At 69.5% G+C, this 15,966-nt stretch carries 12 protein-coding genes; 8 read left to right on the top strand and 4 right to left on the bottom strand.

From position 1 onward, the window contains the following. Positions 1 to 80: 80 nt before the first annotated feature. From OG199_RS37855 to OG199_RS37820, 8 genes are all read left to right on the top strand, one after another. The gene (locus OG199_RS37855) at positions 81 to 929 is read left to right on the top strand and encodes a FadR/GntR family transcriptional regulator (protein ID WP_401802068.1); all 849 of its coding nucleotides are present in this window, start codon (positions 81 to 83) and stop codon (positions 927 to 929) included. A 165-nt stretch (positions 930 to 1,094) separates the two neighbouring features. Further along, positions 1,095 to 4,331 carry a discoidin domain-containing protein gene (locus OG199_RS37850; protein WP_405833349.1) on the top strand — a complete coding sequence of 1,079 codons (3,237 nt, stop codon included), beginning with the start codon at positions 1,095 to 1,097 and terminating at the stop codon, positions 4,329 to 4,331. Positions 4,332 to 4,380: 49 nt separating this feature from the next. Next, entirely contained in the window at positions 4,381 to 5,478 is a 1,098-nt protein-coding gene (locus tag OG199_RS37845; RefSeq protein WP_405833347.1) for an enolase C-terminal domain-like protein, read from the top strand. 92 nt (positions 5,479 to 5,570) lie between these two features. After that, entirely contained in the window at positions 5,571 to 6,956 is a 1,386-nt protein-coding gene (locus OG199_RS37840; protein ID WP_401802061.1) for an ABC transporter substrate-binding protein, read from the top strand. Continuing rightward, positions 6,953 to 7,885: a carbohydrate ABC transporter permease gene (locus OG199_RS37835; RefSeq protein ID WP_405833344.1), complete on the top strand. Its 933-nt coding sequence runs from the start codon at positions 6,953 to 6,955 to the stop codon at positions 7,883 to 7,885. Before OG199_RS37840 ends, OG199_RS37835 begins: the two co-directional genes overlap by 4 nt. Further along, positions 7,882 to 8,796, top strand: coding sequence for a carbohydrate ABC transporter permease (locus OG199_RS37830; RefSeq protein WP_329292899.1), 915 nt, complete (start codon positions 7,882 to 7,884; stop codon positions 8,794 to 8,796). The genes OG199_RS37835 and OG199_RS37830 overlap by 4 nt, the downstream gene beginning before the upstream one ends. A gap of 80 nt (positions 8,797 to 8,876) precedes the next feature. Beyond that, positions 8,877 to 9,815 (top strand): alpha/beta hydrolase fold domain-containing protein, encoded by a 939-nt coding sequence (locus OG199_RS37825; protein WP_405833342.1) that lies wholly within the window; start codon positions 8,877 to 8,879, stop codon positions 9,813 to 9,815. Between the two features lie 275 nt (positions 9,816 to 10,090). Continuing rightward, positions 10,091 to 10,762: a TMEM175 family protein gene (locus OG199_RS37820; RefSeq protein ID WP_356798997.1), complete on the top strand. Its 672-nt coding sequence runs from the start codon at positions 10,091 to 10,093 to the stop codon at positions 10,760 to 10,762. A 180-nt stretch (positions 10,763 to 10,942) separates the two neighbouring features. Here the strand turns inward: OG199_RS37820 and OG199_RS37815 are convergent, their stop codons facing one another. From OG199_RS37815 to pgsB, 4 genes are all read right to left on the bottom strand, one after another. Next, complete coding sequence (locus tag OG199_RS37815; RefSeq protein WP_405833339.1) at positions 10,943 to 12,469, bottom strand: FGGY-family carbohydrate kinase; 1,527 nt, start codon at positions 12,467 to 12,469, stop codon at positions 10,943 to 10,945. Positions 12,470 to 12,776: 307 nt separating this feature from the next. Continuing rightward, on the bottom strand, positions 12,777 to 13,832 hold the full coding sequence (locus OG199_RS37810; RefSeq protein WP_356799001.1) for an NlpC/P60 family protein: 1,056 nt from the start codon (positions 13,830 to 13,832) through the stop codon (positions 12,777 to 12,779). 38 nt (positions 13,833 to 13,870) lie between these two features. Beyond that, entirely contained in the window at positions 13,871 to 14,353 is a 483-nt protein-coding gene (locus OG199_RS37805; RefSeq protein WP_266696795.1) for a poly-gamma-glutamate biosynthesis protein PgsC/CapC, read from the bottom strand. Then, on the bottom strand, positions 14,350 to 15,963 hold the full coding sequence (gene pgsB / locus OG199_RS37800; protein ID WP_405833336.1) for a poly-gamma-glutamate synthase PgsB: 1,614 nt from the start codon (positions 15,961 to 15,963) through the stop codon (positions 14,350 to 14,352). Before pgsB ends, OG199_RS37805 begins: the two co-directional genes overlap by 4 nt. Positions 15,964 to 15,966 lie beyond the last annotated feature (3 nt).

Raw genomic sequence — 15,966 nt, 5'->3', positions numbered from 1 at the left:
TCTTTCCAGCCACGTAACGCGAATGCCATAGTTGCCTCCACCGATGAACCTGATTAATCCAAGCAAGAGGGGGGTTACGCATGGCAGGCCCGTCACAGGCCACCGGCGAAGGGGATGACGAAGAGTCGTCCCGCTACCGGCCGGGCTACGAGCTGGTAGCCGAGCAGCTGCTGAACTACATCGACGAGCAGAACCTGGGGGCGGGCGACCGGCTGCCCACGGAGCAGGGCCTGGCCGAGATCCTGGGCGCCTCCCGCAACGTCACCCGCGAGGCGGTGAAGGTCCTGGCCGCCATCGGCCGGCTGAGTGTGCGGCGCGGCGCGGGCATCTTCGTCGCCCAGTCGACCGGTGGGCTGGTGGACGACCAGCTCTCACGCTTCCGGCCGACGAGCATGGAACACGTCCTGATGCTGCTGGACTACCGGACAGTGATCGAGTCGGAGACGGCGCGCCGTGCGGCCTCCCTCGCCACGCCGCTCGAGGTCCGGGAGATCAGGGAGTGCGCCGAGTCGTCGCTGGAGGCGGCCCGGGCGGCCGACGGCCATGGCTTCGCCGAGGCCGACACGGCGTTCCACGACGCGGTGGGTGCCGCCGCGCACAACGTGTTCCTGCGATCGAGCGTCGCCAACGTGCGGCGCTTCGCGTCACAGTCCGACGTGCTGCTCTTCCACGGTGACGTACCGGGGTCGCTGGAAGTGGCCGCGGGACAGCACCTCGCCATTGCCGAGGCGGTCGCCGCGGGGGAGGCCGATCTCGCAGTAGAGCTGATGGTGAAGCACATCGCCACCACTCAGAGCCAGTTCGAACGCAAGATCCGTGACCGGTTGTTCAGTCTCGACGGCCGGGGAGCCCCCGGGGCGCAGCCGCAGCCGCCGAGGAACACCGGTGCCGCGGGGGAGCCACCGTCCTCGGAGACTTCCGCCTCGTAGTCCGGTATCGCACCGGTGTCACGGGCTCGCGGACCGAGCCGCCCCACGCCGGAGGAACCCGAAGGACGATCGGGTTCCCGGTCGTCACCTCATTCAGGCGATTGGATTTCTGTGTCTGCACCGTCTGTTCACACACGAATACCCGTTCCGCTCCGAAGAGTCTTCGTGGCCGCGCTCTCCCTCGCCGCGATCACGTCGCCGCTGGCCGCCGTGCCGGCCCAGGCGTCGCCGTCCGCGTCGGGCCTGGACGTCTACGTCTCGCCGGCCGGCCGGGACGCGGGCTCCGGTACCGCCGGGCATCCGTTCAGGACGCTGGAACACGCACGGGACTACGTGCGTGACGTCAAGGGCAGGGTCCACGGCGATGTTCGCGTGCTGCTGATGTCCGGTACCTACCAGCTGAGCCGCACCTTCGCCCTCACCGCGCGGGACTCGGGCAGCAACGGGCACCGGGTCGTCTACGGGGCCGCCCCCGGCGCGCAGCCGGTCATCAGCGGTGGCACGCGGGTCACCGGCTGGACCCGGGCCGACTCGGCGGGGAAGGTCTACAAGGCCGAGGTGGGCGACCTCGACACCCGCCAGCTGTACGTGAACGGTGAGCTGGAGACCCGGGCGCGCAGCGGCAAGAACCCTCCCGGCTTCAGCAAGACGTCCACCGGCTACACCTTCACCGACACGGGCATCAGCGGCTACAAGCGTCCCTCGGACCTGGAGGTCGTCAGCAGTTGGGGCTGGAAGCTCCAGCGCTGTCCGGTGCAGTCGATCTCCGGCAACACGATGACGATGCGGCAGCCCTGCTGGCACAACGCCAACCTCCAACAGGGCCAGGAGATCCAGAACCCGACCTGGCTGGAGAACGCCCGGGAGCTGCTGGACACTCCCGGCGAGTGGTACCTGGACAAGGGCGAGGGCGAGCTCTACTACATGCCCGAGGCCGGTCAGGACCTGTCGACCGCGACCGTCACGGTGCCGCGCGTGCAGGACCTGGTCGACCTGAACGGCACCAAGTCCGCCCCGGTGAGCAACGTGTCCTTCGAGGGCATCACCTTCTCCTACTCCACCTGGCTCGCCCCCAGTTCGTCCGACGGCCTCATCGAGGGCCAGGCGGGCTTCCGGATGGTCGGCGACGACAACCCCGACTTCGACTCCACCCGGCTGAAGTGGCGGAAGACCCCCGGCGCGGTCAACGTGAGCCACGGCCACGAGGTCGGCTTCCAGGGCAACACGTTCACCCACCTCGGCGCGGTCGGTCTCAACCTCGACACCGGCACCCAGGGCACCGACATCACGGGGAACACCTTCCGCCAGATTGCCGCCACCGGCATCCAGATCGGCGGCACCGACGTGATCGACGCCCACCCGGACGACCCACGTGACATCACCAAGGACACCACGGTCGACAACAACGTGGTCACCGAGGTCGCCGACCAGTACAACGGCTCGGTCGGCATCCTGGCCGGCTACACCGACCACACGGTGATCAGCCACAACAAGATCCACGACCTGCCCTACAGCGGCATCTCCGTCGGCTGGGGCTGGGGTCTGACCGACAAGGGCGGCGACACCAACTACCCGGGAAACTCCGGCGTACCGGTCTGGGACACCCCGACCACCAGCCGGGAGAACAAGGTCACTGACAACGATATCTCCGACATCATGAAGTCCCAGGCCGACGGCGGCGCCATCTACACCCTCAGCACCAACCCCGGCGGCGTGGTCGCCGGCAACTACATCCACGGCGTTCCGGAGCCGGCCTACGGTGCCATCTACCACGACGAGGGCAGCCGCTACTGGCGGAACACGGGCAACGCCCTGTGCGACGTGGCGTACCAGTGGCTGCTGATGAACCACGGCATGGACATCACCGCGACCGGCAACTTCACGACCCAGCCCAAGTTCAGCACCCAGGCCAACAGCACGGACGACACCGTGGGCGGCAACGTCACCGTCGACTCCTGCGCCCAGCTCCCGGCCTCGATCGTGAACAACGCCGGCCTCCAGCCGCGCTACCGTCACCTCGACCCGGGCCCGGCCGTCACCGACCACCGGGCGCCCACCGCGCCCGGCGCCCCGACCGCGGTCACCGACTTCCCGACCGTCGCCGAGCTCGACTGGCCGGCGTCCACCGACGACCAGGGCGTCACGGGCTACTCCGTCTACCGTGACGGCACGCTCGTCAGCGCCTCCGGAAAGACCTCGGTCCGCCTGTCCGGTCTGACGGCCGGCCGGACCTACCACTTCAGGGTCACCGCCCGTGACGCGGCGGGCAACGAGTCACGGCCGGGCCCGGCGCTGGAGGTCATCATGCCCTCCGGCTCCGACCTGGCGCTGAAGAGGCCGGTCACCTACTCGTCGTACTCCGAGGACAACACCCCTCAGAAGGCGGTGGACGGCGACCTCTCGACCCGCTGGGCGCAGGGCCTGGGGCTGCCCGACCCGTCCTGGATCCAGGTCGACCTCGGTGCCCCGTACGACGTGAACGGCGCGATCACCACCTTCGAGAAGAGCAGCGGCTACAAGTACCGCATCCAGGTGTCACCGGACGAAGTCCACTGGCGGACGCTGGCGGACCACACCTCCGCGAACACCACGGAGATGACCGACTACCAGCACACCGCCGATCCGGTCGCCGGCCGCTTCGTGCGACTGACGATCACCGGATCCAGCGGCAACGGCGGCAGCATCTACGACTTCCAGGTCTACGGCAGTCCGAGCGCACCCAGTTCGGACCACACGGCCCCCGCCGCCCCCGGGCGGCCCACCGTCAAGCCACTGCTGCCGAGCCTGGTGGACGTCAGCTGGCCGGCCGCGACCGATGACACCGGCGTGACCAGCTACGTCGTCTACCAGGACGGCCGGCGGATCGCCGTCACCGACACCACGAGCCTGCGCGTCTCCGGCCTCACCCCGCAGAAGCAGTACTCCTTCACCGTCGTCGCCCGCGACGCCGCGCTGAACGCCTCCGACCCCGGCCAGGCGGCCGTCATCACCATGCCGGCCGACCACGACCTGGCACTGGACAAGCCCGTCACCGCTTCGTCGTACTCGGAGGACAACACCCCTCAGAAGGCGGTGGACGGCGACCTGTCCACTCGTTGGGCGCAGGGCCTGGGTCTGCCGGACCCGTCGTGGATCCAGGTGGACCTGGGCCAGGACACCGAGGTCTCCGGCGTCGTGACCACCTTCGAGAAGCCCAGCGGCTACCGATACCTGCTCGAGTACTCCGCCGACGGAGTCACGTGGTCCACGCTCGATGACCACACCTCCGAGAACACCGTCTCAGCGGCCAACCACTCATTCGCCGAGACGCCCGTCACCGCCCGCTACCTGCGGCTGACCGTCACCGGGTCCAGCTGGAACGGCGGCAGCGTCTACGAGCTCCAGGCGTACGGCGACTTCTGACCCGTACACGCCCCTGGGGCCGACCCGCTCACAGAGAAATGACACCAGGATGAAGATCACCCATGTCGAAGTACACCGGATCGAGGTTCCGGCGGCCAGCCCGCCCTTCCGCTGGCGCGACGGACTGAGCGGAAGCGCTCCGGTGGGCGACGGCGCGGTACTGCGCATAGGCACCGACGAGGGAGCCGAGGGGGTGGCGCTGTTCGCCCGGCCGGGAGCGTTCGCCACCTTGCGGGACCTGGTGGAGCGGGTGTTCCGCGACGAGTTGGTCGAAGCCGACCCGTTCCAGCGGGAATGGCTGTGGCACCGGGTGTGGGAGCTGGACCGTATCCACGAACTCCCGCTCCCCACCCTGGGCCTGATCGACACCGCCCTGTGGGATCTGGCCGGCCGGTACCACGGTCAGCCGGTCTGGCGCCTGCTCGGCGGCTTCCGGGAGTCGATCCCCGCCTACGCGTCCACCTCGACGTTCTCCAGCGTCGCGGAGTTCCTCGACGTGGCGGACCAGTGCCTGGAACTGGGCTACCGCGGTATCAAGCTGCACGCCTGGGGCGACGCCCGCCGTGACGCCGAGCTGTGTCTGGCTCTGCGCGAGCACGTCGGTCCGTCGGTCCCCCTCATGTACGACGGGTCGGCCGGCTTCGACCTGCCCGACGCGATCCGTCTGGGCCGGGCGCTCTCGGAGGCCGACTACCTCTGGTACGAGGAGCCGATGCGCGAGTTCAGCATCTCCGCGTACCAGAGGCTGGCAGCGGCCGTGGACGTACCGCTGCTGGTGGCCGAGACCTCCGACGGAGCGCACATGAACTCGGCGGACTTCATCCGGGCCGGCGCCGCCACCTTCGGGGTACGGGCCGGCACCACCCTCCGAGGCGGAATCACCGGCGCCATGCGCACCGCACACCTCGCCGACGCCTACCGGCTGCGCGCCGAGGTGCACGGCTCGGACATCCCGAACCACCACCTGTGCATGGCCATCTCCAACACCACCTACTACGAGTCCCTGGTGACCGCGGCGAAGGTCGTCCGCGAGCGCCATGTGGACGCCCAGGGCCTGGTGCACGCCCCCACGGGGCCAGGCATAGCCCTCCCGCTCGACCTCGGCTACGGCAGGGAACTCCTGCCCTTCGTCGAGCAACCGCGCTGACCGGCGGTGGCCGTCCGCCCGGACGGCCACCGCACCCGGCCCCCCATCAGCTGCGTCACCTGTCCCACGCAAGAAACAAGAGAGGCAAGACGATGAGGTCTTCCGGATCTCCGAGAGCCGACCGGCGCCGCACCGTACCGCGCGCCGCGGCGGCCGCGCTCTCCCTGGCCGCCATGGCCGTACTGGCCGGCTGTGCCAGCGCCACCACCAGCCCCGACGCCTCCTCCTCGGGGGCGGCGTTCAAGCCGGTCACGCAGAAGGACGGCTCGCAGATCACGGTGTGGGCCGACTCGACCCGGCTGCCGTCCGTGCAGGCGTACCAGAAGTCGCACCCGGACGTGAAGATGAAGATCGTCACGTACGACGGTGGTGCCGACGGTTCGACGTATCTCCAGTCGAAGGTGCAGCTGTTCGACCGGACCGGCAGCGGCTGGCCCGACGTGGTGTTCGGCTCGCCCACCGACGTGACCTGGGCGTCGGAGGCCACCAAGCCCGGCGCGCGGCCGTTCGCCGCGCCCCTGGACGACAAGCTCGTCCCGCGGAGCACGCTCGACGGCTTCGCCAAGGGCTCCCTCACGCCCTGCGAGTTCAACGGCCACACCTACTGCCTGCGCAACGACATCGCGCAGGTCGTCCTCTGGTACAACCAGAAGCTCATGGACAAGTGGGGATACAAGGTCCCCACCACCTGGGAGGACTACGCGGCCCTCGGGAAGAAGGTCGCCAAGGAGCACCCCGGCTACCTCGTCGGCTCGGTCGGCGACACCAACTCCCACGAGTCGTACTTCTGGTCCGGTCAGTGCCCGGCGTTCAGCCTGACGAAGCCGGACACCCTGCGCAGCGACCTGCAGGACCCGAACTGCACCAGGACGGCGAAGCTGCTGGACGGGCTGATCTCCGCCAAGGCCGTCACCACCAAGGGCTTCTTCAGCCAGGGTTTCGCCAAGGAGAGCGGCAGCAAGGTCCTGATGGCGTACGGCCCGTCCTGGTACGGCCAGTACCTGTTCAAGGCCGCCTTCAAGACCCCGTCCAAGCAGATCGCCGCGGCAGCCCCGCTGACCTGGCAGGGTGAGACGACCGCCGCCACGGGCAACGTCGGCGGCGGCGTGTGGATGGTGTCCTCGCACAGCGCCAACCTCAAGGCGTCCACCGACCTCGCCACCTGGCTGACCACCTCCGACGAGAACCAGGCCTCCGCGCCCACCTACCCGGCCTACACCAAGGCCGCGCAGGCCTGGCTGGCCAACCCGGCCAACAGCGACTACTTCGCGAACGACGTGAGCAAGCCCTTCCAGGAGGCCGCGAACGAGGTGTGGACCGGCTGGTCGAACACCAGGTTCCCGGACGCCACCGCCTGGTCCAGCGTCGTCCTGCCGGCCCTGACCTCCGGCAAGAGCCTGACCTCGACCCTGCCCGCCTGGCAGCAGGAGATCAGCAACGAGGCGAAGGCCCAGGGATACAAGGTGGTCGACCAATGACCTTGCTGGAGGCCGAGCGCACCGCCGTCTCCCCCCGCCGCCGCGGCAGCACGCCGCGGCGGCGGGGCCGCGGTCTCGCGGGCTACTTCTTCGTCGCCGGATACGCGGTGCTGCTGCTGGCGTTCGGCGTCTTCCCCACCGGCTATTCGTTCTACCTGGCGCTCACCAACGAGCGGGGCCAGTTCACCGGCCTCAACCAGTTCGTCAAGGTCGCCCAGGACTACCGGTTCGTGCCGGCCTTCACCCACATGCTGATCTACCTGGTGATGTGGCTGGTCGCCCTGGTGGTCCTGGTCGTTCTGGTCGCCGTGGTCCTGCGCGGCAGGGTGCGCCCGGGCACGTCGGCGCTCTTCCGCTTCCTCTACTACATCCCCGGCGCCCTCGCCGGAGTGGCCAGCGTCCTGGTCTGGCTGTTCATGCTGGACCCGGACGTCAGCCCGGTGTCCTGGGTGCTCAAGAGCATGGGCATGGAGACGTTCGCGGCCGTGCTCGCGCCCGGCAACCTGCCGCTGATCCTCATGCTGATCGCCTTCTGGACCGGCGCCGGCGGCTGGATGGTCGTGATGTACGGGGCGCTGAACAACATCCCCGACGAGGTGCTGGAAGCCGCCCGGATGGACGGCGCGGGGCCGTGGCGGACCGCCTGGCACATTCAGATCCCGATGATCCGGCAGTGGATCGTCTACATGACGATCATGGCCTTCGCGACGGGAACCCAGCTGTTCGTCGAACCCCAACTGCTCCAGACCGCCAGCCTCGGCCGGGTGAGCCCCACCTGGTCACCCAACCAGCTGGCCTACGTCTACGCCTTCCAGCAGGGCGACTTCAACGGTGCCGCCGCCATCTCCGTCTTCCTGCTGGCCCTGGGACTCCTGGCCGCCGGACTGCTGGTCGCCCGATCGAACCTGTTCACGTTGGACGAGAAATGACACAGACCACGCTCCCCTCCCCTGCGGCGGGCCGGCGCGTCCGGCCGTCCCGGGCCCTCTCCTTCCTGGTGGTCGGCGTCCTGCTGGCCGCGCTGCTGGTGTTCTTCGTGCTGCCGGTGATCTGGCTGCTGCTCGCGCCGTCGAAGACCGCCGGCGAGGTGGTGCGGGACAACCCGTTCTCCTTCGGCTCGTTCCAGCAGATCGGCGCGGCCTGGCGACACCTGTTCGCCTTCCAGGACGGCGCCATGGTCACCTGGTTGCGCAACTCGGCCATCTACTCCGGCGGCTCACTGGTCCTGACCCTGGCCGTCAGCGTGCCGGCCGGCTACGCGCTCGCCCTGACGAAGTTCCGGGGACGCAAGACGCTCCTGATCATCACCCTGGTCACGATGATCATGCCGCAGGCCACCCTGGTGCTGCCGGTCTTCCTGGAGCTCAACCGCTTCCATCTGATCGGCACCATCTGGTCGGTGATCCTGCCCTTCTCCTTCTACCCGTTCGGCGTGTACCTCGTGTACATCTACTTCGGCAGCAGCCTGCCCAGGGATCTGCTGTCGGCCGCGCGGATCGACGGCTGTACGGAATGGCAGTTGTTCTCGCGCATCGCGCTACCGCTGGCGAAGCCGGTGGTCGGGCTGGTCGCCTTCTTCAGTTTCGTGGGCAACTGGAACAACTTCTTCCTGCCGTACCTCGTCCTGCCGAACAGCGAGCAGTTCCCCGTCCAGGTGGGCCTGAACCAACTGCTGACCTCCACTCCGTCCTTCAACCCGGTCGCGGGCGCCGGCCTGAACATCACCATTCCGGAACTGGCCCTGGCGATCATCGTCGCCATCCTGCCCGTGCTGGTGCTCTTCGTGTTCTCGCAGCGCACGCTGGTGTCCGGGATGCTCGCCGGAGCGACCAAGGAATGAACGCCCTCCGCCCTCCGCGTCACCCTCTTCCCGACCTGCGATCGCCACGGTCACCGTCCTCGAACAGCTCGGCGCCCGGGGTGGACTCCCCCGTCGGGCAGACCTGTCGGGGGCCTGTCACCTGGCCGCCGCCCGAGCTCGCCACACCGCCGGTACAGCTCCCTCCGACCGCACCCACCACCGGCGCCGACGGCGTCCGGCGTCACGACGGGCTGAGCTACGCCACCGGCTCCGGCTACCGGCCGCGGCTGCTGGATCTCTCCGTGCCCGCCACGGCCGAGCCTCCCGCCGTAGTGGTCTGGATCCACGGCGGCGCCTGGATGGAGGGCGACCGGCGCCACCCGCCGCCGACCGTGAGCGCGGACCTTCTGTTCGGCTCCCTGCTGCGGGCCGGACTCGCTGTCGCCACCATCGACTACCGCCACGCCGGCGAAGCCCCGTTCCCCGCCCAACTGCACGACGTCAAGGCGGCCATCCGCTACCTGCGCCACTACGCCGACCCCCTCGGTATCGAGGGGACGCGGGTCGGCCTGTGGGGCGAGTCGGCCGGCGGGCACCTCGCCGCGATGGCCGGGCTGACCGGCGCGAGCGACCCCGCGCTGGAGGGAACGGAGGGGATCGCGGCGGGTGACACGACGGTCGCGGCCGTCGTCGACTGGTACGGAATCAGCGACGTGGGAGCGCTGCTGCCGGACACACCCGGCCCCCACGACCCCTTCGTCACCTTCCTGGGCGGCGACCCGGACGACCGGCCGCGTCGCGCGGCGGCCGCCAGCCCGGTCAGCCATGCGCGGTCCCCGGCGCCACCCTTCCTTCTGGCGCACGGGACCCGTGACACGCTTGTCCCCTTCGAGCACAGCGAACGCCTGGCCGGACTCCTGCGGGCCGCCGGAAACCACGCGGAACTCCTCGCCGTACCGGATGCCGAGCACATCTTCCTCAACGCCGATGTCGCGCCGGTCGTCGCCCACTGCGTCGCCTTCCTCGCCCACCACCTGCGCCGTACCGCGACCGACTGAGCCCCGGGATTCCGGCCGGCTGCCGAGCGCCCCACGCCGTCGTCACCGCCCATGGCAGAACCGCCGCGGTCACCGGCAGCCCCTCACCAGCGGCCACCGGACACGGCGGGCAGCACCTGGCGCCGGGTGATGAACTGGCGCTCGGAGGCGAGGTAGCGGTCCGGCCTCGCGGTCCGGTTACCGCGGTCCAGCCGAGTACGAGGCCCGCCCGGCGGCCCGACCAGCCCGCTGCTGGTGCCCGTCGAAGCGGAACTGGCATCAGAGAGGAGACGCTCGTGGCACGGCGCCGGTACGAGGAGGTTCCGCGTTCGGACACAGGGCGCGCCGAAGCCTTCAGTGACGGCGTCCTGGCGATCGTCATCACGCTTCTGGTGCTCCATCTGAAGCCTCCCCCGATCGATGCGGGTCACCTGCTGGCCCAGCTGCTCCACCAGTGGCCGACCTATCTGGCCTATGTCGCCTCGTACCTCTACATCGCCGTCGTCTGGCTCAATCACAAGGCGGCATTTCAGCGCATCAAGGCCATGACCCGTGGCCTGCACTGGGCCAACCTCGGTGTGCTGTTCTCCACCGCGCTGCTGCCCTGGCCCACCGCGCTCGTCTCCGAAGCCGTCGCTGAGGCCAACCCCCCGGACGACCGGGTCGCCGTCGGGCTCTACGCGATCATCGGCGCGATGCTGTGGGTAAGCTGGATGATCTTCTTCCATGTGCTCTTCCGCCACCCCGAGCTCCTCGAGGACAGCGTGGAGGAGACCTTCTTCCTCGGCGAACGCCTTCGCGCCTTCGTCGGGGCCCTGCTCTACGCGGCCGCCGGCCTGGTCGGCGTACTGACCATCCCCGCCCTCGCACTCGCGATTTTCGTGCTCCTACCGCTCTTCTACGGCATCACGAGCCATGGCTACACCCAGCTGCAGGTCTTCGGGCGGCGTCTTCCGCCCAGACGATGAGCGGCATCACGGAGCCGGCGCCGGGCGCTCCGGATGGATGCGTCCGACCGGGCGACCGTGCCGCGGTCCGCAGCACTCGGTGGGTGCGGCCGATCGGCGTGACCGCGCCGCCAGACGCATCAACCCCACGCCGCAGAAAGCTCGGCCGCTGTACACCTGGGCCATGGCACCTCTGTTCCGCTACACCGCTGAGGTGGGCGTGGGGTGCGCCGCCGGGTGGGCCAGGTCGGCGAGGCGTTGCTGTTCGGCGAGGGCGTGCGCCTGTTCCCGCGTCGCGCGGTACAGGTCTCGGTAGACCGTGTAGAGGTCCTCGTACACGTCGCGGGTCCCGGCACGTGGTTCCACGCTGCGGCCGATGGTCGCCCAGCTGGTCGTCCGGTCGGCCAGGTCGACCGCACGGGCGGCGAGCAGGGCGTCGCCGTAGCTGGCGCCGATCCGCTGATCGGGCAGTTCCTGGGTGCGGCCGGTGACATCGGAGACGATCTGCGTCCACAGGTCCGCCGTGGTGCCGCCCCCGACGGCGATCAGCCTGGTGGGGCGTGCTCCGAGTTCGTCCATGACCTCCAGGTGGTGCCGCACCGCGTACGCGGTTGCTTCCAGTGCCGCGCGGTAGAGGTGGGCGCGGTTGTGCCGGAGGGTCAGCCCGAGGACGGCCCCGCGGGCATCGGGGTCGAACAGGGGGGTTCGTTCGCCGGCGAAGTACGGGAGCATGACGAGGCCGTGCGACCCGGCGGCGACCTGTTCCGCTTCGGCGGTCAGGTCCTCGAAGCGGGCACCGGTCAGCTCGCGCAGCCAGTCGGTGACGGCGCCGGAGGTCGCCGTTCCGCCGGCCAGGCTGCAGGAGCCCGGGTCGATCCCGCGGGTGGCCCACAGACGGGCGTCGGTAAGGGGCTGGTCCAGGATCTCGACGAGGAACATGGTCGTGCCGTACATGAGCATGCAGTCGCCGGTCTTCTCCACTCCGGCGCTGAGGGCCTCCGCCCAGGCGTCGACGGTGCCGGCGGTGACCGGTGTCCCGACGGGGACACCGGTGACCTTCGCGGCGTGCGCGTCGACGCGTCCGGCGATCTCGCCCGGCCACAGCAGGGACGGCAGGCGGATGCCGGGGGCGATGTCGGCGGCGATCTCGGGGATCCACGCGGCGGCGTGTAGGTCGTACAACGGGTCGCACTGGCTGGCCGAGTGATGGTCGAGGACGTACGCGCCGGTGAGCCGTTCCACCACGTAGGACGACGCCATGAGAAAACGGTCCGTACGGGCGTAGACGTCGGGCTCGTGGCGCCGGAGCCACGCCAGCTTCGGACCGATGGCCTGGCTGGTGAGAACGGAGCCGCCGCGGCGAAGGAGTTCCTCCGCCCCGTAGCGTTCCGTCAGTTCGTCGATCTCGCGGGTGGCACGGGTGTCGATACCGTAGAGGATCGCGGGCCGAAGAGGGCGGCCGTCGGCGTCGACGGGCAGGAGGCAGGGACCGAGGCCGCTGACACTGACGGCCGCCACGGTACCGTCCGCGGTGGGCAGCAGTTGCCGGCACAGGGCCACGACGTCGGCCCACCACACTTGTTCGGCGTCATGCTCGGCCCAGCCGGGCCGCGGCATCGACACGGCATGCGGCACCCGCGCCTGAGCGACGACGGTGCCGTCCGGTCGTGCGAGCACCGCCTTGGAGCTGGAGGTGCCGATGTCGATGCCGAGAAGCAAGGCGCTCATTGGATCCTCCTGAGGTGGGCGGACGTGCGGCCCGCGGGCTGCCGCGTCCTCCGCCGCCTCCGAGAAGCCGGCGGGCGGCGGAGTCGAGCGCCACGGCGAGCAACAGGACGAGGCCGAGAGCGCACGACCAGCCGGATCGTGGGGAAGTCCACGACAGTGGGGGCGTTGTCGACCATCGTGACGGCGAAGACGGCCGGAACCACTCCGGACACGCGTCCCGCGCCGCCCTACCGGTCGTTTCGGAATGAGCCGGGAAGGCCGATCGCGCCGGGAAGGCCGATCGCCCTCCCGTCCGCCCCCGTCCGGTTCACAGCCGCTTCGCGCTGCGGAACAGTTCGGCGTAGAAGCCGTTGCCGTCGATGCGGGACACACCGCCCGAGTCGCCGATCGTGGGTCCGTTCTGCTCCTTGCGGCTGGAGATGAAGACCTTGTGCCCCTCGGTGTCCAGCCCCAGGTAGAGGGCGACGTGGTCGATGTGGTCGGCGGTGCGGTGGTCCATCTTGAAGAACAGCAGGTCCCCCGGCTGCAGCATGTCGGTGTTCTTCGGCCGGGTGTACCAGGGGCCGGGGCCCTGGAGCTTGATGATGTCGACGCCGACCTTGGAGCGGGCCATGCCGTTGGCCGAACGCGGCAGGCCGTCGCCGAGGGTGTCGCTGGCCATCAGCGGGTAGCGGGACCGGTAGCCCCACACCATCCGCATGAAGCCGGAGCAGTCCAGCGCGCGGTAGCGCTCCTGGCGCGGGCTCATCGTGGTCCCGTTGCGGAAGGTGTACGGAATGCCGAGGTAGTCGTAGAAGTCGTTCTGCTCCAGGCGATCCACACCGTCCGCCTTGTACGGCCCGAACACCGCGTCGCCGGCGTACGGTACGCCCGCGGAGTCCTTCTTCACCGGCACGCCCTGCACGTACTGGAAGGCGATCGCGAAGATGTCGTCCTCCTGACTGCCGTAGTACTGCTTGAACCAGTCCTTGAACCACTGCTGGTTCTGGGCGCCCTTGGTCCAGGGCTCCGACATGAGACGGACCCAGTCGTCCGTGATCACCTTGGTGCTGGTGTTGGCCGGCTCGGTGAAGGTGCGGGACGGGCCCTTGAGGGTGGCGGTGCGGGCGCCGTCGGTGAAGGTGGCGATGATCGCGCCCTTGGCGTCGCGCAGCACGGATCGCGCAGGGTCGTTCAGCCGCTCCCAGGTCTGCTTGCCGGTCGCCTTGCCGGAGTTCTGCAGAGCGTTGTCGGTGACTGTCTGGGCGGCCGGGACCTTCGCCTGTTCGTCCGTGCGCAGTTCGTAGGTGAAGTACGCGCTGCCCGCGAGCAGCGCCAGCACTGTCGCCGTGTGGACGACGGGGTGGCCTTTGCGCTTCGGCATGGTGAGGGCTCCAGGATTGCGTCGGGGAACAGGCGGACTCAGGCGGAGGGCAGCGCGCCCAGCAGAATGCCGGCGGTCAGCACCACATAGGTGGCGAGGGTGACCGATCCGGTGGACAGCAGCGTCGCGCCCTTGGGCTGACGGACCAGCTGGTAGCCGATCAGGCCCGGGACGATGAACCCGAGCGTCTGGTTGGCGTACAGCAGGGGGAACTCCATCTGCAGCACGATGATCACGGTGGCCTGGATGAGCACGCCGCTGAGCACCACGGCCGCGAACAGCCGCTTGCCGTACAGGATCACGAAGCGCTGCATCAACAGCGTGGCGAGGTACGTCAGGACGGTCACGCCGACCACCAGCGCGGCCCGCTGCAGGTCCTCGATGAGGGTGAGCGCGAGCCAGCCGGGTGTGATCATGCCGCCCGGCGACAGGTTGGTGGCCAGGTAGCACATCAACGAGAACATCAGACCGAGGCCGATGCCGATCGCGGCGATCTCGGGGGTGAGGACGGAGGGGATCAACGCTGTTCTCCTGGGCTGTGCCACTGCTGGCTCTCGTCGGCGGAAGGCTGGGGGGGAATGCGGGGCTCGAACAGCCCGCGGTGCGGGACCTGTCCGGGTGAGGTGCCGCCTTCCGGGCGCGACTGCCGCGCGGCGGGGGCGGGATGGGCACCGTGGTGCTGCTGCGTCCGGGCGTCGTCCTGGTACGGTCGGCCGTCCCCTGTCCGGTTCGCCCGTTCCTGGTCCGGGTACGGGTTTCCGGCGTCGCGCTGCACGGGGAGCTGGGGGGCGTACGGCTGCTGTGCGTAGCGCGACTCGTACGCCTCCGAGTAACCCTGGTAGGGGTCGATGCGGGGCACGTACAGCTGCATGGTCTCGACGTGCTCGACCACGGCGGGCGCCGACCCCGCGCCGCCGGCCGGGGCGGCCTCCACGAGCTCGTCGGCGCTGTCGTCCGGCGGGAGTTCGGCGAGGTGCTCCAGCAGGATCTCGCCCTGGCCGTGGATGTTGCCGATCGCGACCAGCGAGGAGTCCGGACCGAGCTGCTCGAGCAGCCGGGCCATGAACTCCTCCGGGTCGCGCTTGTCGCCGCCGAGGTCGACGGCGCGCGAGCGGAACTCGGCGGGGATGGCGTCGATGGCGGACTTGGCGGGGTGGCCGATGACGAAGACGCGCTCGGGGTCGAGGTCGGGGATGATCTCGCCCATCTGCCCGTTTCGTTCGACGCGGTCGGGACGGCAGTTGATGACGACGTTGAGCGGCCGGTGGATGGCACCGAGGTCGAGCAGCTGGCTGATGTTCATCAGCGTCGACTCGGGGTCGTTCGCCGCGAAGACGTTGGCGAAGCGCAGCTTCTTCCCCTCGGGCGTCACATAGCGCTCGACGGAGAGGACACCGGGGTCCGGCGGGGCCTCGTACATGCCCGTCAGGGCCGTCTCCCGGTCGACGCCGAGGAGTTCGGCGACGGTCAGCGCGATGGCCACGTTCTCCTTGAAGGTGAACCAGCTGAAGCCGCGCAGCTCCTCGTCGCTGACGATCTCCGGATCCGCGTAGATGAGCTGGCAGTTCCGGGCGTCGGCCTCCTCCTGGAGGATGTGGAAGCGGTCCTTCTCCGCGGTGACGCAGATGCCGTCCTCCGGCATGGACCGGCACAGCGAACGGGCCACGTCGTCCAGGGTGGGGCCCATTTCGGCGAGGTGGTCCTCGCGGACGTTGCACAGCACGCCGATCGTGGAGCGGATCAGCTTGGACTGGTTGATCTCCTGCAGGGCCGGCATGACGGCCATGCACTCGATGACGAGCGCGTCCGGCTGGTACGCGGCGGCGCGCCGCACGATGCCGATCTGCTCGACCACGTTGGCGATGCCGAACTTGCGGTAGACCGGTTCCTCGGTGGCGTCCGGGTGGATGAACCGGGCCGCGGTGCCGGTCGTCTTGGCGACGGTGGTCAGACCACCGCCGCGCAGGGCGCCCGCGCAGAGCCGGGTGATGGACGACTTGCCGCGGATGCCGTTGATCAGGACCCGGGTGGGTATGTGGTCCAGGTTGGTGAAGTGCCGCCGCTGCTCCACGATGCCCGCGACGAGCAGGATCGTGCAGCACACCAGCAGTACGGTGTAGAGGAAGAGCACGGG

The sequence above is a fragment of the Streptomyces sp. NBC_01176 genome (assembly GCF_045039825.1).
GTDB lineage: Bacteria > Actinomycetota > Actinomycetes > Streptomycetales > Streptomycetaceae > Streptomyces.
Note: the sequence above shows the minus strand (reverse complement) of the source record. Positions and strands in the feature narration are given on the sequence as shown.

Excerpts from the sequence above, each read along its gene's own strand:
- OG199_RS37855 (WP_401802068.1), top strand. The coding sequence starts at position 81 with ATGGCAGGCCCGTCACAGGCCACCGGCGAAGGGGATGACGAAGAGTCG.
- OG199_RS37845 (WP_405833347.1), top strand. The coding sequence starts at position 4,381 with ATGAAGATCACCCATGTCGAAGTACACCGGATCGAGGTTCCGGCGGCC.
- OG199_RS37840 (WP_401802061.1), top strand. The coding sequence starts at position 5,571 with ATGAGGTCTTCCGGATCTCCGAGAGCCGACCGGCGCCGCACCGTACCG.
- OG199_RS37835 (WP_405833344.1), top strand. The coding sequence starts at position 6,953 with ATGACCTTGCTGGAGGCCGAGCGCACCGCCGTCTCCCCCCGCCGCCGC.
- OG199_RS37830 (WP_329292899.1), top strand. The coding sequence starts at position 7,882 with ATGACACAGACCACGCTCCCCTCCCCTGCGGCGGGCCGGCGCGTCCGG.
- OG199_RS37815 (WP_405833339.1), bottom strand. The coding sequence starts at position 12,469 with ATGAGCGCCTTGCTTCTCGGCATCGACATCGGCACCTCCAGCTCCAAG.
- OG199_RS37810 (WP_356799001.1), bottom strand. The coding sequence starts at position 13,832 with ATGCCGAAGCGCAAAGGCCACCCCGTCGTCCACACGGCGACAGTGCTG.